The organism is Asticcacaulis aquihabitans, assembly GCF_032490435.1.
GTDB lineage: Bacteria > Pseudomonadota > Alphaproteobacteria > Caulobacterales > Caulobacteraceae > Asticcacaulis.
Window position 1 is genome coordinate 217,649 of record NZ_JAVGWM010000005.1, and the last position, 13,503, is coordinate 231,151.

At 55.9% G+C, this 13,503-nt stretch carries 10 protein-coding genes and 1 riboswitch; of the genes, 5 read left to right on the forward strand and 5 right to left on the reverse strand.

Annotated elements, in window-relative coordinates; genetic code table 11:
• The first annotated feature begins 59 nt into the window (after positions 1–59).
• Both RCJ00_RS20700 and RCJ00_RS18820 read left to right on the forward strand, forming a co-directional pair.
• The gene (locus RCJ00_RS20700; RefSeq protein WP_524524941.1) at positions 60–440 is read left to right on the forward strand and encodes a four-helix bundle copper-binding protein; all 381 of its coding nucleotides are present in this window, start codon (positions 60–62) and stop codon (positions 438–440) included.
• Positions 437–1,747, forward strand: coding sequence for a PQQ-dependent sugar dehydrogenase (locus RCJ00_RS18820; protein WP_316223870.1), 1,311 nt, complete (start codon positions 437–439; stop codon positions 1,745–1,747). The genes RCJ00_RS20700 and RCJ00_RS18820 overlap by 4 nt, the downstream gene beginning before the upstream one ends.
• A gap of 123 nt (positions 1,748–1,870) precedes the next feature.
• Here RCJ00_RS18820 and RCJ00_RS18825 read toward each other — a convergent pair whose 3' ends face one another.
• Together RCJ00_RS18825 and RCJ00_RS18830 are read right to left on the reverse strand one after the other, a co-directional pair.
• Positions 1,871–2,131, reverse strand: coding sequence for a hypothetical protein (locus RCJ00_RS18825; protein WP_316223871.1), 261 nt, complete (start codon positions 2,129–2,131; stop codon positions 1,871–1,873).
• Positions 2,132–2,287: 156 nt separating this feature from the next.
• On the reverse strand, positions 2,288–3,538 hold the full coding sequence (locus RCJ00_RS18830; RefSeq protein WP_316223872.1) for a serine hydrolase domain-containing protein: 1,251 nt from the start codon (positions 3,536–3,538) through the stop codon (positions 2,288–2,290).
• A gap of 602 nt (positions 3,539–4,140) precedes the next feature.
• Between RCJ00_RS18830 and RCJ00_RS18835 the strand changes: the two genes are divergently transcribed.
• Together RCJ00_RS18835 and RCJ00_RS18840 are read left to right on the forward strand one after the other, a co-directional pair.
• Positions 4,141–7,077, forward strand: a complete 2,937-nt coding sequence (locus RCJ00_RS18835) for a glycoside hydrolase family 31 protein (protein ID WP_316223873.1) — start codon at positions 4,141–4,143, stop codon at positions 7,075–7,077.
• A 206-nt stretch (positions 7,078–7,283) separates the two neighbouring features.
• Positions 7,284–9,122 carry a glycoside hydrolase family 97 protein gene (locus RCJ00_RS18840; RefSeq protein ID WP_316223875.1) on the forward strand — a complete coding sequence of 613 codons (1,839 nt, stop codon included), beginning with the start codon at positions 7,284–7,286 and terminating at the stop codon, positions 9,120–9,122.
• Between the two features lie 48 nt (positions 9,123–9,170).
• Here the strand turns inward: RCJ00_RS18840 and RCJ00_RS18845 are convergent, their stop codons facing one another.
• Complete coding sequence (locus RCJ00_RS18845) at positions 9,171–9,491, reverse strand: hypothetical protein (RefSeq protein WP_316223876.1); 321 nt, start codon at positions 9,489–9,491, stop codon at positions 9,171–9,173.
• Positions 9,492–9,534: 43 nt separating this feature from the next.
• Positions 9,535–9,639, reverse strand: a riboswitch (SAM-I-IV-variant riboswitch).
• Between the two features lie 247 nt (positions 9,640–9,886).
• Between RCJ00_RS18845 and RCJ00_RS18850 the strand changes: the two genes are divergently transcribed.
• The gene (locus RCJ00_RS18850; RefSeq protein WP_316223877.1) at positions 9,887–10,429 is read left to right on the forward strand and encodes a DUF6438 domain-containing protein; all 543 of its coding nucleotides are present in this window, start codon (positions 9,887–9,889) and stop codon (positions 10,427–10,429) included.
• 43 nt (positions 10,430–10,472) lie between these two features.
• On the opposite strand, the gene RCJ00_RS18855 is transcribed toward RCJ00_RS18850, so the two are convergent.
• Both RCJ00_RS18855 and RCJ00_RS18860 read right to left on the reverse strand, forming a co-directional pair.
• Positions 10,473–12,872 (reverse strand): ABC transporter permease, encoded by a 2,400-nt coding sequence (locus RCJ00_RS18855; RefSeq protein ID WP_316223878.1) that lies wholly within the window; start codon positions 12,870–12,872, stop codon positions 10,473–10,475.
• Positions 12,869–13,498 (reverse strand): ABC transporter ATP-binding protein, encoded by a 630-nt coding sequence (locus RCJ00_RS18860; RefSeq protein WP_316223880.1) that lies wholly within the window; start codon positions 13,496–13,498, stop codon positions 12,869–12,871. The genes RCJ00_RS18855 and RCJ00_RS18860 overlap by 4 nt, the downstream gene beginning before the upstream one ends.
• Between the last annotated feature and the right edge of the window lie 5 nt (positions 13,499–13,503).

A 13,503-nucleotide genomic window follows, 5' to 3' on the forward strand; every position in this document is an offset into this window, starting at 1 on the left:
TGCATCTTCACCGCGGCGCGATGCCTTATGTGGCGTCACGTTGTCAGGGAGTGCAGGCTATGCGAAATCATCCGGAACATATTAAGGTGTGCATTGAATTGTGCTGGCAATGCCGCGACACCTGCCAGGACACCTTTTATAACCATTGTCTCGATATGGGTGGCGCCCATGTTGGGCATGACCATGCGCTTATCATGAATGATTGTATTCAGGCCTGCCAGACAGCGGCCGATTTTATGACGCGTGGCTCTGAACATTACCTGGCGGAATGCGCGGCCTGCGCCGAGATATGCGATGCTTGCGCAGAGTCTTGCGACGCGTTCGACTGCGATGAGATGAAGCAGTGTGCGGCCGTGTGCCGCCGGTGCGCACAAGCCTGCCGTGATATCAACGGCATGCCTCAAATAGCGTCACACCGCGACCACATGGTCACGCAATGAGGGGCGCCCCATTCCTATTGGCTGTATCCGCTGCCTGTCTTCTGACCGCTTGCGGTGAAACGGCGAAATTGCCACTGGCCGATGGCTTTGGCCCAAATCCAAAACTCCCGTCGCCCAACAAAACGCTTCTTCCGACGGTAAAGGTTGCCGATGCAGTAGGCTGGCCTGACGGCGGCAAGCCCGTCGCTGCGCCGGGCCTGTCCGTTGACGCTTTTGCCCGCGGCCTTGATCACCCGCGATGGATATACGTCCTGCCGAATGGCGATGTACTCGTTGCCGAAACCAATGCGCCGCCAAAGCCCGATGATGCGAAAGGCATCAAGGGGTTTTTCATGAAGGCCATCATGAAGAAGGCGGGCGCAGGGCCGCAGAGTCCAAATAAGATTTTGCTGCTTCGCGATGCTGACGGGGATGGCAAGGCCGAATTGCAGACTGTTTTGCTGAACGGTTTGAATTCGCCGTTTGGCATGGCCCTCATTGGGGATCAGCTCTATATCGCCAATACCGATGCGGTCGTGAAGTTTCCTTACCACAGTGGCGATACTCAGATCACCGCGTCGGCCACCAAGGTTGTCGACCTGCCGGCCGGCACAATCAATCACCACTGGACCAAGAATATCATTGCCAGCCCAGATGGCCAGAAGCTGTATGTTACGGTCGGGTCGAATAGCAATGTCGCGGAAAACGGTATCCCCGCCGAGACAGAACGGGCGAATATTCTGGAAGTTGATCTAGCGACCGGCCAGAAGCGGATATTCGCCTCCGGTCTGCGCAATCCCAATGGTATGGCATGGCAGCCACAGTCCGGCGCCTTGTGGACTGTCGTCAACGAGCGCGATGAGATAGGTAGCGACCTCGTGCCCGACTACATGACCTCAGTAAAGGATGGCGCCTTTTATGGCTGGCCATACAGCTATTACGGCCAGACTGTTGATGTGCGTGTGAAGCCGCAGAACCCCCAAAAGGTCGCCAGCGCTATTAAGCCCGACTATGCTCTGGGGCCGCATACAGCTTCACTTGGCCTGACCTTCAACACCGGCAATCTGTTGCCGGCGAAGTATGCCGATGGGGCGTTTGTCGGTCAGCATGGATCGTGGAATCGCAATCCGCCGAGCGGATATTCGGTTATTTTCGTACCCTTTTCGGGGGGAATGCCGTCTGCCGCTCCGGAAGATATCCTCACCGGATTTTTGAAGGACGGAAAGGCGCAAGGCCGCCCTGTAGGTGTGGCGATTGATGGCAAGGGGGCTCTGTTGGTCGCCGATGACGTCGGCAATGTTATCTGGCGTGTGACTCTGTCGCGCTGACCAAAGTCCGCGTATCTCATAAAAGTGCATCAAAGACGTAGAGTGCCGATCTGACTGAGTCAGGTCGGCACTCTGGGATTTGCGGAGACGCGGGTGCCCGCATAGGCTCGCTGATATGTGCGGCTATGAGCGGCGGTAGGCCTGATCGCCGTCCTGATTGTCGCTGTTAACGCGTTCTTCGCTGCCGTCGACATACAGGTTTATCGAGCCATCGGCGGCAGTTTCAACACGATTTACGATGGCCGGACCACCGAAGCGATCGCGCATGTTTTCATCGTTGATATGGTGTTCAGGCTGAGGCGTATCCAGGAAACGGAAGTCGTTCGACAGGTAGATTTCCTCGCCGGTATTGTTGTCGAAAATATGGTAGGTGATGTCGGCCATGTCTGTGCTCCTTGAACAGCATCCAGTCTGCCATGGCGCCGTATAAAAAGAAGATACGGAACTTGCCGGCACCGAAGATGCATCGCCGTCATTTAAACTATGCAATTACGGCGTGTACAGCGGGCAAAATGCCGCGGAGATGCGGATTGGGCGAGCTTAGCCCTTGCTGAGACCCAGATATTCCAGGCCCAGGCGGCTGGCTTCGGTTTTCAGGCCTTTTTGAGCTGCGGCAAAACCGGGCGCGCCGCCACCGTCGCTATTATACAGGATGGCGACGGTAAGCTTTTGGTCGGTGAAGCTGCGCAGATGGCCCGTAAACCCGTTGATGCGGCCGCCATGTGAAGCCAGTTTGAGATTGTTCATCGAGCCGAGACCCTGGCCCAATCCGTATTCCATTGGGTCGTTGCCGCGCCGCTCATAGGCCGGCGTACCGTTTTTCAGCAGGGTCGGTGTCAGCATGGCGCGCAGGCTTTGCGGTTTAAGCACCTTGCCCTCCAGAAGGGCGTGGTGCCAGAGCGACAGATCTTCCGTCGTCGATCGGATTGCGCCCGCACCTCCGGCGAAGCTGGCCGACACGGGCAGGACGGTATCGAACTTGGTCGGCGCCTTATAGTTCGGGCGATAGCCATTGCAAACCGATGCGACGGTGCAGGTCTTGTCGATGCTGGTCTGCGTCAGCCCGGCCGGCGTAAACAAACGTTTGAAGGCAAAATCGGCGAACGCCATACCCGACAGCTTTTCAACGACGATGCCGAGTATGGTGAAGGCGCTGTTGCTGTACAGCCAGGTTGCGCCGGGCTGTGCGCGGTAAAGCGGTTGGCGGGCGCTGATGATCTTGACCAGTTCGTCGGTCGTGTAGTCGCGTGTCTGAGCCTGGGTCAGGACGTCCATCGACTGGCCGTTGATATAGTCGCCCATGCCGGAGGTATGGCTGAGGAGTTGGCGAAGGGTGATGTCGGCGGCGCGCGGGAATTCCGGCATGAATTTCAACAGCGGGTCATCGAGCGTCAGCAGGCCGTCCTCCGCCAGAAGCAGGATGGACGCGGCGGTGAACTGCTTGGTGATCGAGGCGATGCGGAATTCGGTTTGTGGCGTGACGGCGGTGCTGCTGTCGACATTGGCCAGGCCGAAACCCTTGGAATAGAGAAGGGCGCCCGCATGCATGACGCTCAGCGACAAGCCTGGCGTCAGCTTCTTGTCCACCATGGCTTGACCCAGGGCATCAAGCGACGGCCACGACTGCGTTGGCGCGGCCAGCTTTTTTATAGCGGGTGCCGCTGCGGTGGCGGCGACTTCGACCGTTTTGACGAGTTGCGGGGCAACCGCGTTGCCGGCCAGGCCGGCCAAGAGCAGCCCGAGGGTCGAACGGCGCGTCAAAAGCGCCGGATTTGCGTGCGATGCGGTCATAAGCTTACAAACCAAACCTAATTCCGTGAGTGCCGGCCGCCGTCCTGCACTAACCGAAGTAAAAAATCGATGGCGAATCCCCGCCGCGATGGGGGACAACTTAACCTAAAACCTGAATGGTTTCCAAATCGTTTTGGTAAATAACAAATTTACGACGCTCATATTCGTGTGACTGGGCATAACGGCGCTCGCCACTTTGATCGCCTCAACTATCGCATTCCTGGTGGCAGGTTGTCCGGGCTGAAAGTCCGTCGAACGCAAGCCTGCGGTGGCAGAGGCTTGCCCTAATAGAAATAACTTTCATCACAATTGACTTCTTTAGCGGGATAGATAGATTGACGTCGGTAATAGTTTACAAAGGCCAATGTAGCTTTTGCAAGACTTTGATAATTGATGCCGGCTTTTTATTGCGGTTTTTCAATAAAATGGTTTAGTTACGGGAAACAAACAGGATCTCGCCTAAAATAAAATGCATGTTTCTGGCTGCGCGTGCATCAACATCTGCGCACGTTAAATCTGTATATGCGTTTTATCGTGTCAGTAGCGCCCGCCTGGGGTGTGTATGATAGATGTAGGCGTGCCATAAAAAGGGGCAATGCCGGATGAAAAATCTGCAATTGAAAACACTTCTATTAACAACGTGCCTGTCCGTCATTGGGCTCGTGCCCGGCATCGCAGCGGCCGTGGCTCCCAATGGCCTGGATGCCAACGGTCACCTTATGCAGGTACAGGCGCCGCCAGAGACCACCGGCATGTCGTTTGTACGCCTGGAAGACGGTGTGCAGATTTCACACGATGGCATCACCAAGAACATCATTTTTTATGGCCCTGAGACGGTGCGCGTAAATGCGAACCTGGGTAAAAATTATTGGACAGCACCGAGTATCGTTATAGTCGATAAACCCCAGCCCGTTGCTTTTGATATTAAAGAAACGCCGCTTGAGCTGAGTATCGTCTCGGCAAAGCTTACCATCGTCGTCGATAAAAGCTCGGGCGCCCTGACCTTCAAGGATGCTGCGGGCAAGGTCTATACGCGCGAGCGCGCGAAGACACCGGAAACGCTGAAGCAGGTCGACATCTCTGGCGCGCCGACCTATGAGGCGCAAAATACCTTCACCCTGAAGCCCGATGAAGGCATATTCGGGTTCGGTTTCATTGATGAGGGCGAGCTCAACCGCCGCAACAAGGACATCCTGCTAGCCCAAACAAATACGGGTATTGTGATCCCAGTCATGGTCTCGTCAGAGACATACGGCATTCTCTGGGACACCTATTCCAAGATGACGTTCAAGGATGACGCCAACGGCGCGACCCTATGGGCCGAAAGCGCACCGGGCGGCGTCGACTATTACTTCATGGGCGGGCGAAGCATCGATGAGGTGGTGAAATCATATCGCCACCTGACGGGCGAGGCGCCGATGTACCCCAAACAGGCGTTTGGCTTGTTCATGAGCAAGGAACGCTACAAGACTCAGGCGCGCCTTCTTGAGGTCGCCCGCACGTTCCGCGAGAAGCAGTTTCCGCTCGATTACATCGTGCAGGATTGGCAATACTGGGGCAGCGACACCGACGGTACGTGGAGTGGCATGATCTGGAATAAGGCGCGGTATCCCGATCCGGAGGCCATGACCAAGACGCTGCACGACGAGCATTTGAAACTGATGATTTCAATCTGGCCGTCCGTCGGGAACGATACGGAGCTTGGCAAGGAACTCGACGCTCACAATCTGCGCTTTGAACCGCTGCACTGGATTTCAAAAAAGGCCCGGGTTTATGACGCCTACAGCCCGCTCGGCCGGCAAATCTATTTCAAATATATCAAGAAAGGTCTGCTTGATAAGGGCGTTGATGCGCTGTGGATGGATGGCACCGAAGTAGAAGTTGGCACCGCCGCTTGGGACCCCAATGACAATATTCGTGACATAAAGAGTCTTGGTACCAACGCGCTTGGTGATTTTTCCCGGTACCTCAATCCCTATACCCTGATGACGACGCAAGGCACTTATGACGGTCAGCGCGCCACCAGTGACAAGCGCGTGTTTACCCTGACGCGTTCGGCCTGGGCGGGGGCACAACGCACAGGCGCCGCGTCCTGGTCGGGTGATATTTTCGCGAATTGGAAGACGTTCGGCGAGCAAATCAACGGTGGCGTCAATGTGACAATTACCGGCAATCCCTATTGGTCACAGGATACAGGCGGGTTCTTCGTAACGGAATATCCTGGCGGCGAGCAAAACCCGGCCTATCGCGAACTCTTCGCCCGCTGGTTTCAGTTCGGCGCTTTCAATCCCATTTTCCGGGTCCATGGAACCAGCATTGAGCGTGAGCCCTATATTTTCAAAGATATAGACCCGGAAATGTACGGCTCTTTGGTGAAGAGCATCAACCTGCGCTACCGCCTGCTGCCGTATATCTACAGCCTAAGTTGGAAAATTACGTCTGACGGCTACACACTGATGCGTGCCATTCCCATGGATTTCCCGGCGGATAAGGCGACCTATGCCATCAATGACGCATTCATGTTCGGGTCGTCTATGCTGGTGCATCCGGTTACTCGGCCCATGTACCATGTTCAAAACCCGCCGGCCGAAACCATACCGGCTCAGTTCTTGACTAACGATGCCGGGCGGGCAGGGCTGGACGGCCAATATTTCGCAGGCGAAAACTTCGAAACCGCCAAAGGGAAAACGGTGGACGCGACCATCGACCTGAAATGGCCTGGGCCGCCGCTGGCGCAACCGCCGGCCGGGCTTGACGGTGTTGAGCACTTCTCCGCGCGTTGGGAGGGTGATCTCATTGCCCCTGAAGACGGGGAATATGAGCTTGGTCTGCAGGGCGACGACGGCTTTCGCCTGTTCGTCAAGGGGGAGAAGATCGTAGAAGACTGGAACAATGGTCCCAAACGGTACAAGAGTGCAAAGATCACGCTGAAAAAGGGTGAGAAGGTTTCGGTGAAGATCGAGTATTTCCAAGGAACGGCTGAACGCAGCTTGCGACTCGCCTGGCGCACGCCCAGCCAGCTCCACGCCTTGGCAGCCGCTTACAAGGGCATCGACCTCAAGGTTGCGACCTATCTCCCGAAAGGGGCGGGATGGTATGATTTTTACACCAATACCCGGCTGGACGGCGGACAGACTGTTGTCCGCGAAGCACCGCTGGATATCATCCCGCTATATGTACGGGCCGGATCGATTATTCCCATGGGACCTGTGCAGCAATACGCGACCGAAAAGCCCAACGCCCCATATGAAATACGCGTATATCCCGGGGCTGATGCCAAGTTCACCCTCTATGAGGATGATAACGAGACCTATAAGTACGAAAAGGGCCAGTATGCGACCTACGATCTTGTCTGGAATGACAAGGCGCAAACCTTGTCAATCGGTGCGCGTAAAGGCACCTATCCGGGGCTCGTGACCGCCCGCACACTGAATGTCGTGATCGCCAAACCTGGCCAGGCAACCGCGGGCGAAGTGGGCGTAGCTTCGAAGACCGTCGTCTATACGGGAAAGCCTGTAACCTTGAAATTTAAGCGATAGCCCGGCATGGCCAGCTTTAGTGAGCGCTCTCCGGCTGCAAGGCAGAGCGGTGATAGAACACGGCTGGCCATACACCCTGCGTCTTGGTTGCCAGTCGTTAAAATGCCGGGGTATCTCTAAAAGTGAAGAAATTTATCGCGCATCATATGTGCAATATGTATGATAATTTGAATCAAAAATATCCGTTCGAAAAAGTGTGATTGGTTATGAAAATTTCAGCCTCCTGTATCCTGCCCCTATGTGCGGGGTTGATCTCCTTGGTTCTGATGGCGTCTGCAGCGCAGGCGCGACAGGTCAAGGTCATGAGCCCAGACGGTAAGGTTGCAGCCACGGTTGATGACGATGGCGGTATCTTAACCTACCGTGTCACGGCCGATGGCAAGCCCGTTCTGGAACCTTCACCTATAGGCCTGCGTACGAACGGGCACGACTTGGGCAAGGCGGTGTCTATCAAGTCGTTTCGCCGCGGCAAAATAGATGACCGTTACCCCATCTTTGGTGGCAAGGCCTGGGCGAGTAACAAGGCGAATACGGCAACCATTTCTGTGGCATCGAATGGCGAGACGATAGAGGCAGATGTCCACGTGGCAAATGATGGTGTTGCCGTGCGGCTTAGACTCCCGGCCTTATCCGAACGCCGTATAGACGCCGACCAGTCGGGTTGGAAGCTGGCCGGTGGTAATCCACGGCTATGGGCGACAGAATTCTTTTCCGATTATGAGAATGTCTACGCTGAGACGACGTTGGACAAGATGGGGGACAAAAACTATGGCCTGCCCCTGACAGCCAAGGTCAATGGGCTTTGGGTCACGCTGAGTGAGGCCGCCGTTGTCGACTATGGCGACAGTTCCATCCATTTACATGACGGTATGCTCGTTACGCGTCTCTATGCCGATCCTGACGGTTGGCATACGAACGAGGCCGTCGTTCAGCCGTGGCGTGTCACCATCATTGCGCGCGACTTGACGCAGCTTGTGAATTCAACCCTGGTCCAGAACCTTAACCCGCCACCGTCAAAAGCGTTGGCAGAGGCAAAATGGATACGTCCAGGGCGTTCGTCGTGGCAGTGGCTGGCTATTGGTGACCCGCTGGAAAGCGATCAAAAGCAATGGGTTGATTGGACGCATCAACTTGGTTTCGAATATTACCTGATCGATGAGGGCTGGGCGAAATGGCAGCAGCCTTGGCAGTCTCTCGCCGATACAGCCACCTATGCCCGCGCGCACGGGGTTGGTATTTGGGTTTGGATTCACAGTAATGACGTGGCGACGCCTGCTGCGCGGCAAGCCTTGTTTCGTCGTTTTGCTGATATCGGTGTTGTGGGCGTCAAGGTCGATTTCCCACAAGGTGCCAACAGGGAATGGACCAACTGGTATATTGCCACTGCCAAAGAGGCTGCGGCTGATCATTTGATGGTAGATTTTCATGGTGCCGCCAAACCGTCTGGCACAGAGCGGACATGGCCCAATGTTTTGACCCGTGAGGGGGTGCGCGGGCATGAATGGCATATCACGCGCTATAACCGCAAGCTGCCGCCGGAACACGACACGATCCTGCCTTTTACGCGCTATGTCGTAGGCCCTGGTGACTATACGCCGACCGTGTTTGAGCCCAAGGAACTTCAAGGAAATAGCTGGGCGCATGAATTGGCCCAGATGGTCATTTTTACCTCGCCCTATCTGTCTATGGGCGGGCATCCCGCGACCTATTTGGCCAACCCGGGTCTGGACGTGTTAAAAGCTGTGCCCGCCATTTGGGATCAGACGCTAGTTTTGGAGGGCAGCGAGCCGGGCAAGGCCGTTGTGATGGCCCGCCGTCGCGGCAACGACTGGTACATTGCGGCCATCAATAATGGTGAAGCACGTGACCTGACGGTGAAACTGAGTTTCCTGCAAAAAGGCCCCTGGCAATTGGTTGGACTTGGCGATGATCAAGACAAGCCCGATGCCTATAATCGCCAGTCTAAGCCGGTGACGCCTGATCAATCAATCACCTTGAATATGCGCGCACGCGGCGGCTTTGTGGCGCATCTTCAAAAGAGATAGCCGGGGAGGCCCTTAGAATTAGGGAAGGCGCCCTTACACCTCATCCGACTAGGGAGGCGGGGCCGGAGATATCAGGTGCTCCACGGTGGCACACGCAACGCCAGGCACCATGGCGAGGCGTCCCACCAGCGATCGCGCCTCTTTAGGCTTGATACCCCTAACCCGTAGTTTGTGGTGTAGGGCGCCACCTGTGCGCGATAGGTTCATCCCGTCGAGCTTCGCGCCGATATGGCTGATTGCCATTAGAGCTTCTGCCGCAATATCCGCTTGGGTGTCTGTCGTCAGGTAAAAACAATGAGTCAGCACGCAGCCGGGAAATTCGCTGTCGAAATTATCATCAGCTGCGTGAAAGACGGTGGGCGCATTCATGCTTCAAGCCTTAAGCTTCAAGGTCTCGAAAGGGAGGCAATTGTAGATCCCATTTCGTTGCCGACGATCGGCCGCATCGCCAGAAGGCTGCCACCTTGCCTGGGAGGGCAGGTTGGCGTTGGGCTGAGCCCAACTCTTGATGCAAAAATCGGTATAGCCCAGCCCAGCAATTTGCTCAAGGCCAACAAGGTATAAGATATAAATTTTCTTACAGTGGATCGATGTGTAGGCCGGACGCAGTTAAGACCGTGCGCGCGCCAAGATAATGATAGCGCGTCGGACCATTCATGCGAGGTTCACTTTACGAACCCGATATAACCACAATGCGCAGGCACACTCACAGGCTGTTTAGATCGATCGGTCTGGACTAAGCCAAAATGTTTATGAGAGACGATATGCAAAATGTGACGAACCGGGTGGCCAATTTCACCTGTGCGGTGGGGATCGGCGTCGTTTTACTGACGCTTGGCGGATGCACGACCATGAACCCGCTGGCGCCCGGCGGAGCCGGGCCACAAAAGGAAACAATCTCATATTCAGTCGGCCCCTGTTTTGGCTTCTGCCCGGTATATTCGCTCGAAGTCACCCCCGCTGGACATGTCGCCTATATGGGAGAGCGCCACACCGCTGTCGTGGGGCCAAAAGAACGCGAGGCGGGTGGAAAGGCATATGATGCTGCGGCTAAAGCCCTTGCCACATTTCGGCCGGCGGATGGAATAACGGCCGACACGCAATGTGAGCAAAGACGTACAGATGCGCAACACTATGTGATTACCTGGACCAAGGCTGATGGCACAAAGACTGTCCTTCAGCATGATCGCGGCTGCATGTCGGCAAAGAACACAGAGCTCAATAAGGTGTTGGACGAAGTGCCGGTTCAGTTGGGTATCGGTGATTGGGTGAAGCAACAGACCGAACCCGGTGCGTCGCGCGGCTGATCCAGGCGATAATCAGGAGCAACATAATACCACCAAGCGCAGGTTATTTGTGTCTGAGCGCCGTTGTGCCGAAACGTTGCCGTGAGGAATAGAAGGAGTGCGCGGCGAGTGTGAGGACCGCAGACAGGGTCGCAACGGCGCTGGCAACAACAAAGCTTGTAAAGGTGAGGGGGACGTGATCGGCGAATGATCCTAGCCAGGTTCGCAGGACGAGCCATGCCACGGGCCAGGCAATAAGGTTTGATATCACCAGCGGTCGCCAAAAAGGCAGTAGTCTGCTTAAAAAGATGTCGGACGCGTTCGCCCCCAGCGCTCGATAGACCGCAATTTCTCGCACTTGATTACGTTTCAGGAAAATGGATACGCCCGTCAGTCCCAAGGCTGAGAGGACAATGGCGACTGCGGACACCAGATAGAACACACGCATTTGCTGGCGTAAGTCGTGGTATTGCTGGAGGAGATAATCCGTATATCGTCGGCGGTCGATGGGGCCGGCGCTTGGATCGCTCGCCAGCCAGGCTTGATCTATGAGCCCTTCCGTCCTGACGCTGTCAAATGCGCGAAGTCTTATATTCAACTGAATGAAATATTTGGCGAAATTATCGAACAGCATGGGCTCGATGGGTTCGTAAAGCGTCGAAAACCGAAGATCCGGGACGACCCCCACGATTGTCGAGCGCATTTTTGTTCTATCTGTCTCGTACTGGATGTCGTGACCCAGTGCGGCCTGAGGGTTTGCAAACCCTAACGCTCTCACCGCCGCCAGGTTGATCAGAACTTCCCGCGGCTCCTCGGGGGTCAGGTAGGTTCCAGACAGGTTTCGTCCCGCCACCAGGTTTACCCCGTACACCTTGAAAAAGTCCGGATGAACCGAATTGCGTGTCAAAGAGACAAGCGGACGTCCCGGCCGATTGATCCACCCCGGCCTTACAAAATCTGTCGTGGGAGTACCGAAGGATTCCGCAACGGCTTCAACGCCAGGCATTTGTAACAGCGCCGCCCGAAATTTGCGATCATCGACAGGCAACTCACCCAGCCTGACCATAATGACATTGTCGCCGGAAAAATTGAGGGCGCCCTCCGTCGCGAAGCTCCATTGGCGCGACATTGTTTGAGACGCAATTATCAGCACGATGACGAGCGCCATCTGCGCCGTGACCCAGCTCGTCCACTTGCTTGGGCTGTCGAACTCGGTATGGGCATTCGACGTAAGAGATCTCGACAATCCGTACGGCTTCGAGATGATCAAGGCGGGCACAATGGCGCTCGCGAGGGAGCTGACGATAACGCCGACGGTGACGATGCACAGCAGGCTGACAGGCCGGTGCCACAGCTCCAGGTTCAAATCTAGCGATCGGTTTAAAGTCGGCAGCACGCGTTCAAGCAAGGCGAGCGCGGCGATAACGGCCACGAAATAAACGAGGATAGCCTCTTTTAAGATCTGAACGATCAGATCGATCCTGCGGGCACCGAGAACGGTCTGGACCGCCATCTCCGATCTGCGTTCGCGCTTTTCCGCCAACACCAGACCGGCAAAGTTGATCGCGGCCAAAATGAGTGTCGCTAAGGCGACCAGGCTAAGGGCGGCGATTGAATCCGCGTGTCCCCTGGGTTTCATTTCGCCATCGCCGTGCGGTTGGAAGTGGAGGGACCGCAGAGGCAGAAAATGGTAGCCGACAGGCAGGTTGTTATCGCCTTGCCAGCGACGTTTTGTACTTTCAAGGAGTTTTGCCTGAAGGTTCGGTAGCGACGCACCGGATTTGAAACGCACGTATGTATAGGTGTTGGCCCACAGAAACGACGGATTGGTGTCGTACACGGACAGGAGATCAGTTTCAGGCGCCCCTCTGGCAAAGATTTCACGATCGAGGTGCGTATTGGCTGGGAAATCTTTCAAAATCCCCGTGACCCGGAACGTGAAATTGTCTTTCGAGATGAGCGTGCGCCCGATCACATCGGTTCGCCCAAAATAGGCACGGGCCATGCGTTCGGTCAGGACGATGCTTCCCGGCCGGGAGAGGGCGGAGCGAGGATGGCCAGACACGAAGGGAAGCTGAAGCACGTCAAAAATGTTCGGGTCAGCCCAGTAAAACCGTTCCTTAACCCAGCGGCGGGGTGTTCGCATCGGCCATTCCGCGGCACTCAATCTAGCGACGGCTTCAGTCTGCGGAATATCTGCACGCAGCCATCGGGCAACACCGGCAGGCGTTCTGTCGCTTGCGACCAAAGGGTGCTGCCGGGGGCCAAAGTCCGCAGATACGAAGTGAACGGTCTCGACGTTCGGAATAAACTGATCGTAGGTCAGCTCATCGTGGATATATAGTCCAATCAAAATGGCCGTGCCAAAACCGAGAACCAGGCCTCCCAACATAAGGAGGTAGACCGACCACCGCATGGCCAGCAAACGAAACGCGTTGGTAAAATCTGCTACGCCGGGGATCACGGCAGCCTGCGGCTGGACAGGTGGACAGCGCCATCATGCATTTCCACGATGCGTGAGGCACGGTCGGCCTGTCCCATGGCGTGCGTGACAATAATCACCGTTGTTCCGTGCCGATTTAAATCCTCCAGGATGTTGATGATCTGATTGGCGCTTTTCGAGTCAAGGTTGCCGGTCGGTTCATCGGCCAGAACAAGCGCCGGGTTGCCGACGATTGCACGTGCGATGGCGCACCGTTGTTGTTGTCCCCCGGACAGGTGTCGGGGTAAATGGTCAGCGCGATGCGCAATGCCGACCTTGTCCATCGCAGCGATGACCCGTTCGCGGGTATTGACCAGGCCATCGTGTCGGAAGCGCAGGCCCAGTTTGACATTCTCGAACACGCTGAGATGGTCGATCAGGTTGAAGTTCTGGAATACAAATCCGATCTGGGTGGCACGCAGTCGCGATAAATCCCGGTCGCGCAATGCCGCAACCTCTTGTCCACCCAGCCGGTACACTCCCCCTGTCGGTGCCTCCAGGGTTCCGATTATGTTCAGCAATGTCGATTTTCCGCTCCCAGATGGACCAATAATGGCGACAAATTCCCCTTGGTCGATCGCCAGCGTCACCCCTTTAATGGCGTGCACAGGTG

Excerpts from the sequence above, each read along its gene's own strand:
- RCJ00_RS18825 (WP_316223871.1), bottom strand. The coding sequence starts at position 2,131 with ATGGCCGACATCACCTACCATATTTTCGACAACAATACCGGCGAGGAA.
- RCJ00_RS18820 (WP_316223870.1), top strand. The coding sequence starts at position 437 with ATGAGGGGCGCCCCATTCCTATTGGCTGTATCCGCTGCCTGTCTTCTG.
- RCJ00_RS20700 (WP_524524941.1), top strand. The coding sequence starts at position 60 with ATGCGAAATCATCCGGAACATATTAAGGTGTGCATTGAATTGTGCTGG.
- RCJ00_RS18850 (WP_316223877.1), top strand. The coding sequence starts at position 9,887 with ATGCAAAATGTGACGAACCGGGTGGCCAATTTCACCTGTGCGGTGGGG.
- RCJ00_RS18830 (WP_316223872.1), bottom strand. The coding sequence starts at position 3,538 with ATGACCGCATCGCACGCAAATCCGGCGCTTTTGACGCGCCGTTCGACC.
- RCJ00_RS18835 (WP_316223873.1), top strand. The coding sequence starts at position 4,141 with ATGAAAAATCTGCAATTGAAAACACTTCTATTAACAACGTGCCTGTCC.
- RCJ00_RS18840 (WP_316223875.1), top strand. The coding sequence starts at position 7,284 with ATGAAAATTTCAGCCTCCTGTATCCTGCCCCTATGTGCGGGGTTGATC.
- RCJ00_RS18845 (WP_316223876.1), bottom strand. The coding sequence starts at position 9,491 with ATGAATGCGCCCACCGTCTTTCACGCAGCTGATGATAATTTCGACAGC.